We start from the raw sequence: 15,637 nt of genomic DNA, 5'->3' as shown, positions 1-15,637 counted from the left end.
GGTTTTAATTCAAAAACATTTATCTTTGTTTTCTTGTTCTCTACTATAGTAGTCCGTAGGACAAGTGATAAAAGACATATATGGGAAAAACTAAGATATACGACACCGCTATAAAACAAGAAACTGTTATTCTAGTATCAGTCATTACACCCGAAGTATCCGAAGCTACTGCGTTGGAGTACCTAGATGAGTTACGTTTTCTTGTAGAGACCGCAGGTGGCGACACCAAAAACGTATTTACACAAAAGATGGCTAAGCCGGAGCACGCTACTTTTGTAGGTACTGGAAAATTACAGGAAATTAAAGAATACGTAGAGGCAGAGGATATCGATATGATTGTTTTCGATGACGAACTTTCGCCATCCCAACTTCGTAATATCGAGAAAGAATTACAGCGCAAGGTCTTGGATCGTTCAAGTTTGATTTTGGATATATTTGCAAAGCATGCGCAAACCGCCCAAGCAAAGACACAGGTAGAGCTAGCGCAGCTACAGTACCTTCTACCTCGCCTTACCCGATTATGGACACACTTGGAGCGTCAGCGAGGTGGTATCGGTATGCGTGGTCCTGGGGAGTCGCAGATTGAGACGGATAGACGTATTATTTTGAATAAGATCTCCTTGCTCAAAGAACGGTTGAAAGTAATAGACAAACAGAACGAGACACAGCGCAAAAACCGCGGTGAAATGATCCGTGTGGCCTTGGTCGGATATACCAACGTGGGTAAATCGACTATCCTCAACATGATCTCCAAAGCTGATGTGCTTATCGAAAACAAACTATTCGCAACGCTCGATACCACAGTACGCAAGGTTGTTATCGACAACCTACCCTTTTTGTTGTCTGACACAGTAGGTTTTATCCGAAAATTGCCCCACCATCTCGTGGAGTCTTTTAAGTCGACATTGGATGAAGTACGCGAAGCTGATGTATTGATACATGTCGTAGACATCTCCCATCCGGATTTTGAGCACCATATCATCGCTGTGAATGAAACGCTCAAGGATATCAATGCGCTGGACAAACCGACCATAACTGTATTCAATAAGATTGATCTGTTCAAGCCTGCAGTAGAGTTTGATGAAAACGGCGAGGAGATCAAGGTAACATTAGACGACTTTAGAAACTCCTGGATGGCAAAGAATTCAGATCCAGCGATTTTCCTGTCGGCGACCAACAAAACGAATATCGACGAATTCAAAGCTAAGCTTTATGAAGTGATATCGGGCTTGCACAACAAGAGGTATCCGTATAATAATTTGTTGTATTAGGTGAAGGGAGTGAAGACGTTAACTTGTTATGTGTTATCCAGTTAACAAGTATCTATATAGTGCAGGGTTAAAGATAGTGAACTTGTTATCGAGTTATCTTGTTAACAAGTTCCGAATATAATTCAAATATAATTAGCTAGTTTAGTAAGATAGACTAATTATATTCATTATGATCAAATCCCACAAAGATCTGACAATATGGCAAAACAGTATTCTGTTCGTCAAGGATATCTACTCCATTACATCAAGTTTCCCTGCTGAAGAGCGATTTGGGTTAACAAACCAAATGCTTCGCGCAGCGGTATCAATCCCTTCCAACATCGCAGAAGGAGCTGGCAGAAACGGAAAGAAAGAATAGGTCAGATTTTTACATATTGCCTTAGGTTCTATATCAGAATTAGAGACTCAACTAGAAATAGCTAAGGTTTTAGGATTTATACATGACCCTACCAAAGAAATAGAACAGCTTATTTATTTTAGACGAATGATTCTTAAACTAATCTCAAGCTTAAATTCGTAACTTTGTAAGCAAAAATTTATTTCGATAACTCGATAACTCGATAACTCGATAACTCGATAACTCGATAACTCGATAACTCGATAACTCGATAACTCGATAACTCGATAACTCAAAATGCAAAATAAAACTGTTCAATTCACCGACTGGGGCTTGGTCGACTACCAAGAGGCTTGGGATAGGCAAGAAAAAATATTTGCAGAGACCTTGGTTGTTAAGCACGACAATAGGGTCAATGGGACTACTCTCCCTACCCCAAACCACCTTATATTCACCGAGCATCCTCATGTCTATACATTAGGCAAAAGCGGGCACCCGGAGTACCTATTATTGGACGAGGAGGGGCTAAAAGAAAAGGATGCGAAGTTTTATAAGATCAATCGAGGTGGCGACATCACTTACCACGGCCCTGGGCAGATTGTAGGCTATCCGATATTAGATCTCGACAATTTCTTTACCGACATCCACCTCTACCTGCGCACATTAGAAGAAGCCATCATATTGACCTTAGCCGATTACGGCATACAAGCTGGCCGTTATGATGGTTTTACAGGCGTATGGCTCGATGCTGACAACGACAAAGCCCGTAAAATATGTGCTATGGGCGTGCGCGCTTCCCGTTGGGTCACTATGCATGGTTTTGCATTCAATGTCAATGCTGACCTCAATTATTTTGGCAACATCATACCCTGTGGTATCGATGACAAAGATGTCACCTCCATGGAGCGCGAGCTGGGCTACAGACTAAACATGGACGAGGTCAAGAATAAGCTTAAAAAACATATTGCAGCACTGTTCCATATGGAACTGACAGACTAAAAGAAAATAAATAATAAAGGCACTTTAAGAGGTGCCTTTATTATTTAAGTACTTATTCCAAAGTCGGATTGAATGTACCTCCCCAATCTTTATTCTGCAACAATTTCGGATTTTTATCAATCGACGCCTGCGAAATAGGGAAAAATTAATACGTATCCGGTAGAATATTTACCTTTGCCCCCGTATTTGGCACCTGTCGTACGCCATACTTAAATTGGTTTTCTTTCAATTGATACGTCTTTGCCAGATTAGCAGCAGCAGTCAGCTCCATCTCAGAACCATCTGGATTAACAGCAATCGCCTCCACACCAAATTTCGTTTTATTATTCAACAGGTCCAAGCGTCTCATTCTTCTCAAGTCCCAAAAACGGTGACCTTCAAACGAGAATTCGATATTTCTTTCGGCTAATATAGCATCTCGAAGACTTGCTTTATCTGTCGCTTTGATACCATACTTATCATCGCCACCTGATCAACAGTCCCCTCTTCTTCTGCACGCAGCACAGTATGCACCTTTTCAGCAGTAGCTTCCCTTCGTTTATGATTTAGACATTGGTTTTTGACAGTACTATGCAAAAAACTTTTGATCACTTGTTCCGGACGAGCGAGGATATCGGTTCTGTCAATTAAGATTATAAAGGCCTCTTGGACTATATCTTTAGCTATTTCCGAATTGACAAAAGGATACGCATAAACCGTAAAAAATATTAATCTAAGATAGATGTTTTAGCGGCTAATTATTGCTTAACAATAATAAACTGACTCAAAAGCAACAGGCACACCATTTTTGAAGGTGATGGCAAAGAAGCCTGCATCCCCATTGGCGATACGGTAACAGTGGGGGTTCGCAGCCCAATCTACCGTCAGGAGATGTCCAAATTTAGTAACGAAATCTTTCTCGCTATAGCTGCCATCTATAATTTCCTTTCCGAGCACCAGAGCATGCTGCTCCACAAAATTCATCGAATACACCGACCCCACCATTCTACTCTTTGCAGGATAATCCTCTTCAAATGCCAGAATTACATCTGCTGATCGGTAGAAGAACAAAGGTTCCCAACCGCATTCCGGTGAATCGGGAATATCTTTAACTTTTTTCAGATTCAGATCAGCCGCTTCCCTTTCAGCAATCTTACCATCCCAAAGTCTTCTGCCATGTATTAGGTAGTACATAGAAAGCTTACGCATTTCCTTCTCATAAACCTCATAGTCCAGATTCTGGAGCTTAGAAGCTAGAAGGAGCTCAAACTCCATATCCACTTTGGGATTGGTCTGTCCTGATCGATCCCAGGATTCTTTGTAATAACGTAGCGCCTGCAACATATCTGCTTTGTTACTCGACCACCCGATTTCACGCAGCCGGCTAGCCGCATTCAGTTCTTCTGTGATATCCTTATCTTTGACTTTCAGATACGCTTTCAAAAGTTCTGCATAGGTCAGTTCCATTCCCAGGTACTTGGCCTGTATATACTCCGGCTGTTCATGGAAATGATCACCTATATATACCCAGCCGTCATTATACAGTGGGTAATAGTCTAACGAAGTATGTTCATTAAGACGTGCACGACGAACCACTCCTCCATCTAAGGAGGGTTTACTACGGACGCGAAGCTCGGCCACCTGTACATATAAATGTGGTCCCTGCTGCCCTTCAGGCCCACGGTAGAAATATTGCACTGGCTCTCCTGGAGATTTCTTCGAAACCATATATTTTCCCAAAGGCTGTTTGGTTATATAACCTACATCTCCGTTGCTCACCCTGATTTTGTAATGTGTACGTGTAGAATCCAGCACTGTAATCGGAGCTTCGGTACAGAGAACACCTAATATTGAGCTTTTATTCTCCGGCGAAGACAGCAAATGCTCCCAACGTGAAGTATATAGCGGTCTCCACTCTTTAGTCTGCGCATTCACAAAAAAAACAGCAAACATGCAGGCAATAAATCCCACAACAAAAATTATTTTACGCATAGGTATTGCCAGATTCTCAGTACGCTCAGCACGCACTATTTTTTCTTTTTCTTCTTTTTCGTACCCTTGTCTTTCTTTTCGAGCGTTTCGATACGTTTTATCAGGGATTGAAGATGCAAGGCGTATCCTTCTATCAGCTGGCTAATGTTTTGAACTTTATCATATATAACCTGCGTAAGTTCGCATTCAGGATGAAGCTCATCTGATGGCTGCACAGTTAGCGATTTTTTTTCTGCTTCCGCCAAAGGAGTCGTTCTCAACATTTCCCCTTCACCTAGCAACAGCCATGAAGGGTTAATTCCAGGATATTTGGACAATACTTTTAAAAGTGCATCGGAACTTAATCCCGATTTTTTCTGTTCGCCTTTGAAATTGGCATATGACATACCAAGGTCTTTGAAAAACTCAATTTTACTTAGTTTAGCGTGGCCGGCAATTAGCAGGATACGCTCTTTTACGGTAAGTGATAAATTGTCCATATAACTTCGTTTTATAATTAGTCTTTTCTTAATAAAGCTATTTCGCGCTCCAATAGCGCCAATTGTTTCTCCAAGGTGACAATTGTCTTCTCTTGTGATTTAATCGTCACTTCTTGGGAAGATATAATGCGCTGCATCGAATGGATGACCGTATAACTCAGCCCTTCAAGCTCTGCATTTAAATAGGCATCTGCTCGTTCTTGCGTTTTACTATCATCCTGGAACATTTCCCCTTCTCCCAAGATAAGCCAAGCTGGGCTAATATCTTTATGAACAGATAAAATCATAGCCAAGGCATCTGAGCTCAAAGCGGACTTCTTTTGAACTCCCTTAAAATTGCCATAAGACAATCCCAACTCGTTGAAGAAATCCAACATATTAATTCCCTTTTCCTGTGCGATCTGAACTATCCTATCTTTGATATTATAAATTATTTTCTCTTTCATCTTGTTTAAGAAAAATATTTATCTTAAATCTGGCTAACAATTATAAAATAATATCCTTAAGCGGTATATGCGATCATTTGAACTTGTGAGTTCATTTATCCTACGCACAATTTACGATTACAAAATAGTGCAATGAAACCACTATCGCGCCATAATGGCTTACATTGTAAGGTTTGATGTCAATAATGAACTAAAGTTTGTCCCAAATTTATTCGAGGTGAACCGTTTGCTTTATGCCAACGTGTTCAAGAGGAACCTATTGTCAAATCATTAAAAACTATTACGAAACCATAGGAGCATGTATTCAAAAAAAGACAAATAAATGCACCTATTGCTTATCACCTTTAAGTAATTATGATGAAAAATACGCAAAAGAAACTGAAATCGAAACATTTTAGGTATTTAAATAACCTGATCTGTCTTTTTTGAGAATTTCAAAATATGGTTTACCAACCAATTAAACATTAATAATATGGAAAAAATCAACACCAAATTATCTAAGCAGAACTTTCGATACCTTGACGAAACAGAGATTTCTTCGCCACTTAGTTATTTACTTGATTTCTATACGGATAAGATAGACTTTGCAACATAGAGGAGTCATGTCACGTATTTTCTTTGGCAGATCTAGATGGAAGACTGAGATGTAACTGATTAGAGTGTAACTAATCAAATCCAGCAAAAGAATCGCTTAGAAATAGAGTTTCCGTCTTACATCAGCGTAACTCCTATTTAGCCTACAATAGAGCAGGAGTTTTTCTTGTAGAACAAAAGAAAGGTAAACGAGCACTATTATAAACCACATACAACAATGGAAACAAAAACATACAAAATCCTCCGACTTCCGGATACTCTTCTACATATTCACAAAGACAATGTAGCATATTTTCACCCTTAATCCTATTGGACATGACAACCACACCGAAATCTAATTTTGAAATCATTTTCAAGCATCTCACTGTCAACGATATATTCTTATGCACCTACAGCCGCAATGGGATAACGCAAACAATTGTACAAAGACATATACACAATAAACAACGTAGTAGAACTCTTCGCGAACGAAGCCAACGTACGCTTCATCCCATGAAAGGCCACTATTTCACCTTCCATAACACTAGAAATGTGCAATCCAGAATCGATGATGGACTTGGCCGATTACACCTCCATTGTCAGCTGGGGAACCACATCTATTTGAATCCCGAACATGTAAACGCATTACCCCTTACCTACCTTAATATCGAAGATCTCATGGAACAAACAAGAGAATATATAAAAAGAGAAAAGGACAAAATTATAGCCTTTATGGAAGGCTACCATCTTTATTATGATAAGGAAATATACTCGAATGCTGCGTTTATGCTCCATCAAGCTCTAGAAATAGCATTACGCAAAGCGTACAAATTGTTATTGGGAGTCGAGGAACGCACGTATTCACTAAAGCAAAATATAGATTTCTTCAAACCTTATGATCCCCGTTTGGGCAGTCTAGTCTACTTACTAGCAAAGAAGATAAACAGGCTATGAATAGGCTTACGGAATCTTATACGTTATCTCGTTACAAGCACCACTTTACAATGGATCTCCAGAAAATCGAATTTTGCAAGAATATTGCGGATCGCACATTTGGACGGATAGCGGACTATAAACAAGAACTACTGCAAGAAATAAAAAAGTTTTCATCTATCCTGAATATCCATCAACAAACCGACATTATCAAAACCAGAATCGATATGGAAAAGTCAACAAACATTAACAACAACCATCGCGACCTTATCCACAATGCACTGGAAACCTATGGTCAGTTACATGGACTCTACAGCAAGACAGCATGTGCAACCTACTGAATGTACAACAGTCGCACAATGAGGTACATCATTATTACCTCTTTGCTACCATGTCTAATCAGAATAGGCCTATTATGAACTTGCAAAACTGTGTTATGAAGTTACTACCGGAGAAGACTATGGTGACTTTAATACAAGAGATACCTGAACAGGTTGAATAGAAACTGAAAAAAGGAGATGTATTTCGCACCAACTTATCGCAATCGGCAGAGTGTTGAAATAGCGATAGGGAATATTTGAAAGAGGGAGAACTAATCGAAATGGAGAAAATAAATCTGGATTTATGTTACAAAATTTGGTATAACCATTCGAACTGAGCTTATGCACTGTGCTGTTCATATGATAAAACAACTGACTTAGTGTTACATACAGCGTCCATATCCTACGTTATTAGTTTGTCTTTTGAAAAAATTTGGTCGGGTTTAATTAAATATTTTCTTCATTACACACCAACAACTCATAACCTTAATTATCTGATAGATTTTGTGAAATAATCTGTATTGACTATACTTGAAGTATTTTACAGAAGAAACAGTGACGCTAAAGTAACTTTCGACCTACTAACCGAAATTCAACAGAAATTGATGTACTACGCAAGAAATTAGAAAATTTAATTGAGCACTTAAATCAAGTCGTAATTTTCGCCATTAACCGACAAAAAACTACAAGAGCTATCCCATACTGCTACACCCACTCTGTTCCTCCTTCTTGAGTAGATTTCTGCACAGGTGTTGATTCCCGGACCACATCTTTCATAAACTTTCCATCACGGATCCGAAAAACTTCTAGTATATCGGCTGCCATAAAAGCCTGACTGTTGGACAGATAATCTTCCTTACCATCGGCATGCCACAGGCGACAGCGAACCACCCCTGTCACGATAATCAAGCAATTGTCCCAATCTGGCACCGAAAACTTGGTTTCTTTTGCCGGCGGTTCTTTACCTGGTAACACCTGAAGTTCCTTGGAGTAGAGAAAGTCAATTTCATCATCCAATTCAAAGGGTACTTTCAAAGCATGATAACGAATGCATAGTGAACTTATCCGTTTATCAGTGCTTGAAACACTCCACAGCTTGTCTTTTAGAATTTTCACTAAAATATCTCTTTGACCCTCTTTATACTGGATCTCCGTTTGCCACGGAACAAGTCGCGAGAAGGTTCGTTTTTTATTCCAACGGAAGTCTTTTAAAGCAGAGCTATTACCAAAGCCTATACGCAACCCTCCTAACTCATGCTTCTCGTCCAACCGAACGAGCTCACCTACATTCTTCGTCAAGCGATTAAAAACAGATCGGTTGGCCATTTCAGGCCATATCTTTTTACCGTATTGATATATCTTAGAACTCACCTTGCTTGCGTAGGTAAAATCCACATTTGCGAGCTTACTATTTTCACTAAGATTATAGCTTGCACCATGCTTACGCAATTTTTGGGAAACAACTTCTTTGATAATTTCGTCCATAAAAGAGACAATTGGTTAAAGACTACAACAAACTTAAAACCTACAAGTTACCAAAAATCAAACAACAGAACAAATCCCACTCATAAAGTCCGTTCAAGTCGCCTTAAGTCTGCTCAAGTCCCCTCAACTCCGTTATAGCTTCGACTACACTCCGATACTCCTTCTTACCATCCTCGGGATTCCTTCGGGACTGCTTCGACTATCCTTCGGTAAGTCTTCGGCTACGCCTTGACTCGATGGCTAACCATCACCGAACAACAACCGAAAATCCCCCGAGCCAGTCTCGAACCACCCTCCTAGCTGTCTGCAAGAACTATCGAAGGGCATAGCGTGAACCAGTACATAAAAAAAAGGCCTTAGATAATACTGTAAAAGTTCTCTATGATTACTAAGTACATACCGTTGATACTTTTGCCTTAAGCCAGCCGTAGCAACACACAACCTCAAATCTTTACCACCTTAGGATCCTCTTTATAGGTATACACATTATAAGGGTATACCCACTTAGCAAAGATTTTAGCGATAATACTGGCGATCAGCAAAGGAATAAACAATTGCAGACCGTTAGGAACAACACTCATGATAATAAACAAAGCTGCAAAAGGTGCATGTATAGCGGCAGAAAGCATAGCCACGGCACCAAACAGCGCAAAATTAAGCAGGATCAGCTCTGTACCGAACCAATGATTGCACAGCTGAGCAAATAACAATCCCAGAAATGCTCCCGCAACGATACTTGGAGCAAAGACACCGCCGTCTCCACCAGCCCCCAGTGTCAATGATGCAGCTATCGGCTTAAGAAATAGCAATAGTACTAAAGGTAGCCATGTCAGTTGCCCCATCGGATTGAGCTGGCGCCAGGTGAGCAATTCATTCAGCCCAGCATAGCTGTCGCCATAAAGTTGGGGCAGGAAGAAGATTAAAGCACCTACCGTTATTGCACCTAGATTAACCCGAATAAAGTTGCTGTTGATTGTACCGAAATAATGTTTTGCATAGATGACCAACTTGGTAAAATAAAGCGCTAATACTCCTCCCAATATCGCCACCAGAAATATATAGGGCAAGGCTGATAAGTTCCAGTGTGTCACCTCAAAAGGTAAGATCGGCTTACTATCAAAAAAATAGACGAATGCATAGGCTAATATCATCGACACCATACCGCTGAATAAAAGTGTTTTGCTAAACCGGCGTGCGATGACTTCAAAAGCAAAGAGCAGACCGCCTATTCCACTTCCAAACAGTACGGTAACACCAACGGTAACCGCAGCACAGATCAGCTCGGTCTTAAACGCCCAAGCAGAATGTATACGTTTATAGGCCTGATTGCCTACTGTCGCTGTAGCGACCACCGTAGATACCTCTACTCCGGTCGATCCACCAAAAATGACGGTTAAAAATCCATTGATAAAATGGGAAGGGACCTTAAAGAAAGGCAGGTGATCTTTTCTCGTTTCTAACGTGGTATATATTTCCTTAATTCCTTTGTTTTTACGATTCTGAAAAACATACTTACGCAGAAAGTAGATACTTGTAATCCCGATTGACGGTAATAGAATAAATAGAGCAACCTGTTGCCCCTGAATATAATGATAGATATAGTGTTGAAAAAACTCGGTCAGATGCTTTAGACTAAAAGCTAATATACAGGACATTAGACTAACAAGAACGACGGAAAGAAAAAGCTTGAAATAGTTGTAACGAATGACACGCTTCCGAAATATTTGCTGCTTTAACATATTGCGTTGAAATGACCGTTCAAAGTTAAAACTTATTAGGGACTTTTTTAAAACTGTGTCAAAGTAATCTGTTGCTCTTCATACACAAACCTCAATATAGTCTGCATTTCTGGCAAATATTCGTACAGAGGTGTTTCCTCCGTACGTAATGCAATAGATAATTCTATCCCATCACAATGCGACGCAAAGGTCTGCTCGACGATATCCACCGTATTATTTTCGCCGGATAGGTGGCCGAGTATTAAATGCTTAAGTCGTGGACTTCTATGCTCCAATAATAGTTCCAATGCCTCTCTGTTAGAGATATGGCCCCAACCTGAGCTGATCCGGTTTTTAAGATAATAAGAGTAACGCCCCGTACGAAGCATTTCCTCGTCATAATTGGACTCTAATAACAACACATCGGAATGTTGAATGACATGTTTCACGTTATCACAACCTCTGCCTAGATCGGTCAGAATAGATACATTAGTATCCCCATCGGTAACGACGAAGCTACAAGGCTCTTTGGCATCGTGATATTTAGGAATACCAATTACTGTCAGATCTCCAACTTTTATTCGGGCATCGGCATTGATGATATGCACCAAATGCTCTGGCAAGCGTAATTTGGTTCCTTTGTAGGTGCCTTTCGTGAGATATACAGGAATCTGGTACCGCTTACAGAATACAGAAAGTCCTTTGATATGGTCGGTATGTTCATGTGTAATGAAAATGGCCTTTACTGCAGCGGGAGAAAGCCCTAAATTCGCCATACGTAACAATATATGTTTGGTATTGATCCCTACGTCTATGAGAACGACATCCTCTCCCTTGGCTATGTAATAGCAGTTACCATTCGACCCTGAAGCTATTGCGGCGTATTTCATAGCTGTAAAAATAACGAAAAAAGCCTTAGCTTATTAAGGCTAGGGCTTACAAATATTTTACACTAACACTCCGGTAAGCTCAACGGTACTTTTACCGCTAGACCACCATCGGCTGTTTCTTTGTATTTGACATTCATATCCTGAGCGGTCTCCCACATAGCCGAAACGACCGCATCAAGACTAACTTTTGCTTTGTCTGGGTTGGACTGTAATGCCAATTGAGCTGCTGTAATAGCTTTGATCGCGCCCATGGTATTACGTTCGATACATGGTATCTGCACTAATCCTCCGATCGGGTCGCAGGTAAGTCCTAGATGGTGCTCCATAGCAATCTCTGCCGCCATCAGCACTTGCCGCTGCGACCCCCCAAGACATTCGGTCAGTGCGCCTGCAGCCATAGCCGAAGAGACTCCGATCTCTGCCTGACAGCCTCCCATTGCAGCAGAAATAGTAGCATTCTTTTTAAAGATAGAACCGATCTCAGAAGCTGCTGCTATAAACTGGATCACTTTATCATCATTAAAAGCATCGTAAAAGGCAATATAATATTGTAACACCGCAGGAATAACACCTGCAGCTCCATTTGTGGGAGCGGTAACGACCCTGCCAAATGATGCATTTTCCTCGTTGACCGCTAAAGCAAAACAGCTTACACAGTCCAAAATATATCCGAAATCACGTCCACCTTGACGTATAGCCTCAAGCCAGGTTTGGTAATCGCTGTATTCGCGGCCCTTTAGCATGCGCTTATTCATCTTTGCCGCCCGGCGCTCGACGTGCAGTCCTCCCGGCAGCACCCCATCAGTGTGACAACCTTTATAGATACACTCTTTTATGGTTTGAAAAATGCGCAGAATACCTGACTTGGTCTCTGCTTCCGGACGCCAGGAGCACTCATTTTCTAATACTATTTCCGATATTTTTAAACCTGTACGCATACAAGCACTCATCAATTGCTGCGCACTATCGACCGGAAACGGCATGTCTACCTCTGACAATACGGTCTCGGAATCATTTTCCTGAACAACAAAACCTCCACCTATAGAATAGTAGGTTTCCGAAATAGCTTTACCATTATTCAGAAAAGCCTGAAAAGTAACGGCATTGGGGTGAAAAGGCAAACTCTGATCAAATAAGAAAAGTAACTGATCTTGATAATTGAAGTCAATTTCGTGATTTCCCCCCAAAACCAGCTTTCCATTGCTTTTTATATCTTCTACCTTGGGCATGACCTGCGAGACATCAAATGTAACCGGATCATCGCCGCTAAGACCTAATAATACCGCTATGTCTGTACCGTGACCGACACCTGTCTTGGCTAAAGACCCATAGAGTAAAATATTGACCTGCTGCACATCCTCGAAAACAGAAAGTTCAACTAACTTCTGTACAAAACGCTGCGCTGCTCTCCAAGGCCCTAAAGTATGCGAACTGGAAGGTCCGATACCTATTTTAAACATATCAAACACGGAAATTTGCTCTTGTGCCATTATGATAACTTAAGTCTATTTTATAAATCAGGGTCAAAGTTATCATTAATATAAATGAAATAAAAAGAAGCGTCTACAAAAGAAGAAAATGTTTACATTCTCATGCTTTTGGAGAGTCTCTTTGGTAATTCTTTCGGTAGGGAGGGGAGTTATTGTGTTAACGAGTGATCATGTTATGATGTTACCCAGTTATGATAGTGATAGAGGTTCTAGAGTTTAAGCGTTTTAATAGGTTAGATTAGTCATCGGACAAAAAGGTAAAACCGTAAAACTGTTATCCTTTTAACAACTTTACGGTTTCACCAATTTACGTCTCACCCAGTCAGCTCCTTTAATTAAATTCCTTTTCCGTAGGCAAATTCTTTATTTATCGTCACCGGTAGTTTACCAGTAGCCTTAATCTGTTTTAGCAATACCTTTAATGCAGAACGTTGCATAAAGTCATCATTTTGATAAGCCAATATAATCGATGCACTACGCGCTACATCAACGGAGTTGATCGCATAGGGATTGGTAAACATCACTGTAACCGTACGTCTGCCTGCAATCCGATCGACAAATTTCTTTACAGGGTCTTTTATATCTAGTTCAGGACGTGGACGGGAACGGTTGTCATGTATCGCAAGTACGATCTGCTTGTGGTCTCTAATCACTTTCACCAAACTATCTAATTGTTCTACGGTCTCTGCCCCTGTTATATAATAGTTGGTTCCCGCTGTCAGCTGAACAGCCAATCCCTTTTCAAAATCCTGCGCTTGACTGATACCAACGCTTACGACAGCAGTCTCTTGCTTTGCGTCAAAGGACTGTATACGCTTGTTCGATTTTAGCACTGTCACAGCGGCATCTCCCATTCGCTGAATAAGGGATTTGGTGGCTGGTCGGTTTAAGTCTGTGATAAGACCGTTCCTATTCGTGGGACGATAGTTGTTCAGTCCCAACCAGTATTTGGAAGCCAAAACACGCTTTACGCGTGCATCAATCTCAACCTGATTTATTCTACCACTTTTTATAGCTTTTTCCACCAGATCGATAGCTCTACCGCTATTCTCGGATACCTCTAACAGATCGTGTCCAGCTTCAATAGCCATGATATCTGCCTCGCCATTTGGAAAGAACTTTTTAACGCCCTTCATATCCATAGCATCGGTTACTGTCAGTCCTTTGAAGCCTAACTCATTGCGGAGCAAATCGGTAACGACTTTGCGAGAAATAGAAGAAGGCATATTTGGTGTATTGTCTAACGCAGGGATATGCATGTGCGCCACCATAACTGCTGGTGCTCCCTGTTTTATCAATTCCTTAAATGGATACATTTCTAACTCTTCCAACCGCTTTTTAGAAAAGTTAAGTTGTGGCAAATCATAATGCGAGTCTACATCGGTATCGCCATGTCCTGGAAAGTGTTTCAACGAAGCAATAATTCCACCATCAACCATTCCTTCCATGTAAGCCTTGGCTTTGCGAGCGACATTCTCTTTATTCTCCCCAAAAGAACGGAAACCAATCACCGGATTTTTAGAATTGTTATTGACATCAACTACGGGAGCAAAATTAAAATGCATGCCCATTCGCAAAAAATCCTTGGCCACCTCTCGTCCCATGTCATAAATTAAACTATTGTCCTGTAAGGCTCCTAAAGTCATCTGATAAGGGAAAGACTGTGTAGAATCTGGCAAACGCATCCCTAATCCCCACTCTCCATCAAATGTAATCAACAGAGGTACCTTAGTGAGCTTTTGGTATTGATTGTACATATCCACATGACGTACCGGCCCTCCTTGAAAAACAACTAATCCACCGAGCTGCTCTGTCTTAACCACTGTAGCTACGGAGTCAATATATTTTTGTCCCAGATTGGTATGCGCACGTACCAAAAACAATTGTCCAATGCGCTCTTTGGGCGTTAAACTATTAAAAACCGAATCCACCCATTGATGCTGCTGATTGATAAAAGGAACAAAAGCAGGCTTCTTTTGCGCAAATCCCACTGTTGTCAAACCGCACAAAAATGCACTGACTATAATTGACTTTATCATACTGTTTGTTTTATAATTAAGGCTCTAAAATAATACTTATATATATAAATAGCGTATAATTTGCAAAAGTTTTAAAAAAAACGCACAAAAACGCATTAAATCAGATTATATTTATTTTCTAACATAATAGCCAGATCCACGGCATTCATTACATCTCCACAAGCTTCTTTTTTCCAGAGCATATCGATAATCAACAATAAAAACTGTGTTTCTAGTTCGGGTTCTTTATAATCCAATTCTTCGAAGGCACGTTGTATGATCGGATGTACCGGTTTCATAAACTGTTCATGTTGCTGCCTAGAGAATGGCGTATGGGACAAACGCTCCTGTAATTTCCAAAATAAAGGTTCGTCCGAAACTAGCTTACTGGGAAGGAAAATCATGTTTCGCAAAAAGTCCTTAGCATTCTTATACGTCATCATACCTCTATGATGTTGCAAAACCCGTCGATATCCTGATTTGATCAGGTGTGCTAACAACGTATCCTTATTCCCAAAATGCTTAAATATCAAAGCCTCCGACACACCAGCAATAGCCGCTATTTCTTTGGTTGAGGTCGCGGCATACCCATTCTCGGCAAACAGGGTCAATGCGGTCTGTAAAATTTTCTCCTTTCTACTTAACGAGCTTTCCTTCATACTACAGTTTAGAACAATACAAAATTAGACAAAATGCCTTGCATTCAC

At 40.6% G+C, this 15,637-nt stretch carries 17 protein-coding genes and 1 pseudogene; 7 read left to right on the top strand and 11 right to left on the bottom strand.

Annotation, left to right across the window (positions count from 1 at the left end):
* Window positions 1–80: 80 nt before the first annotated feature.
* The 3 genes and pseudogenes from hflX to lipB all read left to right on the top strand — a co-directional run bounded on the left by hflX (window position 81) and on the right by lipB (window position 2,607).
* On the top strand, window positions 81–1,271 hold the full coding sequence (gene hflX, locus G7B18_RS14150; RefSeq protein ID WP_164123193.1) for a GTPase HflX: 1,191 nt from the start codon (window positions 81–83) through the stop codon (window positions 1,269–1,271).
* A gap of 169 nt (window positions 1,272–1,440) precedes the next feature.
* Window positions 1,441–1,791, top strand: a pseudogene (locus G7B18_RS14145) (four helix bundle protein).
* 114 nt (window positions 1,792–1,905) lie between these two features.
* On the top strand, window positions 1,906–2,607 hold the full coding sequence (gene lipB, locus G7B18_RS14140) for a lipoyl(octanoyl) transferase LipB (protein WP_164110974.1): 702 nt from the start codon (window positions 1,906–1,908) through the stop codon (window positions 2,605–2,607).
* A 145-nt stretch (window positions 2,608–2,752) separates the two neighbouring features.
* Here lipB and G7B18_RS19145 read toward each other — a convergent pair whose 3' ends face one another.
* The 5 genes from G7B18_RS19145 to G7B18_RS14115 are packed head-to-tail and all read right to left on the bottom strand — an operon-like array spanning window position 2,753 to window position 5,503.
* Entirely contained in the window at window positions 2,753–3,001 is a 249-nt protein-coding gene (locus G7B18_RS19145; protein WP_240452875.1) for a RagB/SusD family nutrient uptake outer membrane protein, read from the bottom strand.
* An 11-nt stretch (window positions 3,002–3,012) separates the two neighbouring features.
* Complete coding sequence (locus G7B18_RS19250; RefSeq protein ID WP_262886614.1) at window positions 3,013–3,315, bottom strand: sigma factor; 303 nt, start codon at window positions 3,313–3,315, stop codon at window positions 3,013–3,015.
* Window positions 3,316–3,351: 36 nt separating this feature from the next.
* A complete protein-coding gene (locus G7B18_RS14125; RefSeq protein WP_164110970.1) occupies window positions 3,352–4,578 on the bottom strand; it encodes an SH3 domain-containing protein in 1,227 nt (408 codons plus the stop codon).
* A 35-nt stretch (window positions 4,579–4,613) separates the two neighbouring features.
* A complete protein-coding gene (locus G7B18_RS14120) occupies window positions 4,614–5,057 on the bottom strand; it encodes a hypothetical protein (protein WP_164110968.1) in 444 nt (147 codons plus the stop codon).
* Between the two features lie 17 nt (window positions 5,058–5,074).
* Window positions 5,075–5,503 carry a hypothetical protein gene (locus tag G7B18_RS14115; protein ID WP_164110966.1) on the bottom strand — a complete coding sequence of 143 codons (429 nt, stop codon included), beginning with the start codon at window positions 5,501–5,503 and terminating at the stop codon, window positions 5,075–5,077.
* Window positions 5,504–5,975: 472 nt separating this feature from the next.
* Here G7B18_RS14115 and G7B18_RS19245 point away from each other — a divergent pair, with 472 nt between their 5' ends.
* The 4 genes from G7B18_RS19245 to G7B18_RS14100 all read left to right on the top strand — a co-directional run bounded on the left by G7B18_RS19245 (window position 5,976) and on the right by G7B18_RS14100 (window position 7,511).
* Window positions 5,976–6,098 carry a hypothetical protein gene (locus G7B18_RS19245; protein WP_262886564.1) on the top strand — a complete coding sequence of 41 codons (123 nt, stop codon included), beginning with the start codon at window positions 5,976–5,978 and terminating at the stop codon, window positions 6,096–6,098.
* Window positions 6,099–6,412: 314 nt separating this feature from the next.
* Window positions 6,413–7,030, top strand: a complete 618-nt coding sequence (locus G7B18_RS14110) for a hypothetical protein (protein ID WP_164123191.1) — start codon at window positions 6,413–6,415, stop codon at window positions 7,028–7,030.
* Window positions 7,027–7,350 (top strand): hypothetical protein, encoded by a 324-nt coding sequence (locus G7B18_RS14105; RefSeq protein ID WP_164110961.1) that lies wholly within the window; start codon window positions 7,027–7,029, stop codon window positions 7,348–7,350. Before G7B18_RS14110 ends, G7B18_RS14105 begins: the two co-directional genes overlap by 4 nt.
* Entirely contained in the window at window positions 7,335–7,511 is a 177-nt protein-coding gene (locus G7B18_RS14100; RefSeq protein ID WP_164110959.1) for a hypothetical protein, read from the top strand. Before G7B18_RS14105 ends, G7B18_RS14100 begins: the two co-directional genes overlap by 16 nt.
* Before the next feature lie 523 nt (window positions 7,512–8,034).
* Here G7B18_RS14100 and G7B18_RS14095 read toward each other — a convergent pair.
* The 6 genes from G7B18_RS14095 to G7B18_RS14070 all read right to left on the bottom strand — a co-directional run bounded on the left by G7B18_RS14095 (window position 8,035) and on the right by G7B18_RS14070 (window position 15,589).
* A complete protein-coding gene (locus G7B18_RS14095) occupies window positions 8,035–8,814 on the bottom strand; it encodes a hypothetical protein (RefSeq protein ID WP_164110956.1) in 780 nt (259 codons plus the stop codon).
* A gap of 443 nt (window positions 8,815–9,257) precedes the next feature.
* Window positions 9,258–10,553 (bottom strand): chloride channel protein, encoded by a 1,296-nt coding sequence (locus G7B18_RS14090; protein WP_164123189.1) that lies wholly within the window; start codon window positions 10,551–10,553, stop codon window positions 9,258–9,260.
* 47 nt (window positions 10,554–10,600) lie between these two features.
* Window positions 10,601–11,422: an MBL fold metallo-hydrolase gene (locus tag G7B18_RS14085; protein WP_164110953.1), complete on the bottom strand. Its 822-nt coding sequence runs from the start codon at window positions 11,420–11,422 to the stop codon at window positions 10,601–10,603.
* 62 nt (window positions 11,423–11,484) lie between these two features.
* On the bottom strand, window positions 11,485–12,912 hold the full coding sequence (locus G7B18_RS14080) for an L-serine ammonia-lyase (RefSeq protein ID WP_164110951.1): 1,428 nt from the start codon (window positions 12,910–12,912) through the stop codon (window positions 11,485–11,487).
* Window positions 12,913–13,247: 335 nt separating this feature from the next.
* Entirely contained in the window at window positions 13,248–14,951 is a 1,704-nt protein-coding gene (locus G7B18_RS14075) for a glycoside hydrolase family 3 protein (protein ID WP_164110949.1), read from the bottom strand.
* Window positions 14,952–15,046: 95 nt separating this feature from the next.
* Window positions 15,047–15,589 carry a TetR/AcrR family transcriptional regulator gene (locus G7B18_RS14070; RefSeq protein ID WP_164110947.1) on the bottom strand — a complete coding sequence of 181 codons (543 nt, stop codon included), beginning with the start codon at window positions 15,587–15,589 and terminating at the stop codon, window positions 15,047–15,049.
* Between the last annotated feature and the right edge of the window lie 48 nt (window positions 15,590–15,637).

Origin of the sequence: Sphingobacterium sp. xlx-130, assembly GCF_011007405.1 — a bacterium.
GTDB classification, from domain to species: Bacteria; Bacteroidota; Bacteroidia; order Sphingobacteriales; family Sphingobacteriaceae; genus Sphingobacterium; species Sphingobacterium luzhongxinii.
This window is presented reverse-complemented; position numbering and strand designations above follow the sequence as displayed.

Coding starts and splice junctions, on each gene's coding strand:
- hflX (WP_164123193.1), top strand. CDS start 81: ATGGGAAAAACTAAGATATACGACACCGCTATAAAACAAGAAACTGTT.
- lipB (WP_164110974.1), top strand. CDS start 1,906: ATGCAAAATAAAACTGTTCAATTCACCGACTGGGGCTTGGTCGACTAC.
- G7B18_RS14125 (WP_164110970.1), bottom strand. CDS start 4,578: ATGCGTAAAATAATTTTTGTTGTGGGATTTATTGCCTGCATGTTTGCT.
- G7B18_RS14120 (WP_164110968.1), bottom strand. CDS start 5,057: ATGGACAATTTATCACTTACCGTAAAAGAGCGTATCCTGCTAATTGCC.
- G7B18_RS14115 (WP_164110966.1), bottom strand. CDS start 5,503: ATGAAAGAGAAAATAATTTATAATATCAAAGATAGGATAGTTCAGATC.
- G7B18_RS19245 (WP_262886564.1), top strand. CDS start 5,976: ATGGAAAAAATCAACACCAAATTATCTAAGCAGAACTTTCGATACCTT.
- G7B18_RS14110 (WP_164123191.1), top strand. CDS start 6,413: ATGACAACCACACCGAAATCTAATTTTGAAATCATTTTCAAGCATCTC.
- G7B18_RS14105 (WP_164110961.1), top strand. CDS start 7,027: ATGAATAGGCTTACGGAATCTTATACGTTATCTCGTTACAAGCACCAC.
- G7B18_RS14100 (WP_164110959.1), top strand. CDS start 7,335: ATGTGCAACCTACTGAATGTACAACAGTCGCACAATGAGGTACATCAT.
- G7B18_RS14095 (WP_164110956.1), bottom strand. CDS start 8,814: ATGGACGAAATTATCAAAGAAGTTGTTTCCCAAAAATTGCGTAAGCAT.
- G7B18_RS14090 (WP_164123189.1), bottom strand. CDS start 10,553: ATGTTAAAGCAGCAAATATTTCGGAAGCGTGTCATTCGTTACAACTAT.
- G7B18_RS14085 (WP_164110953.1), bottom strand. CDS start 11,422: ATGAAATACGCCGCAATAGCTTCAGGGTCGAATGGTAACTGCTATTAC.
- G7B18_RS14080 (WP_164110951.1), bottom strand. CDS start 12,912: ATGGCACAAGAGCAAATTTCCGTGTTTGATATGTTTAAAATAGGTATC.
- G7B18_RS14075 (WP_164110949.1), bottom strand. CDS start 14,951: ATGATAAAGTCAATTATAGTCAGTGCATTTTTGTGCGGTTTGACAACA.
- G7B18_RS14070 (WP_164110947.1), bottom strand. CDS start 15,589: ATGAAGGAAAGCTCGTTAAGTAGAAAGGAGAAAATTTTACAGACCGCA.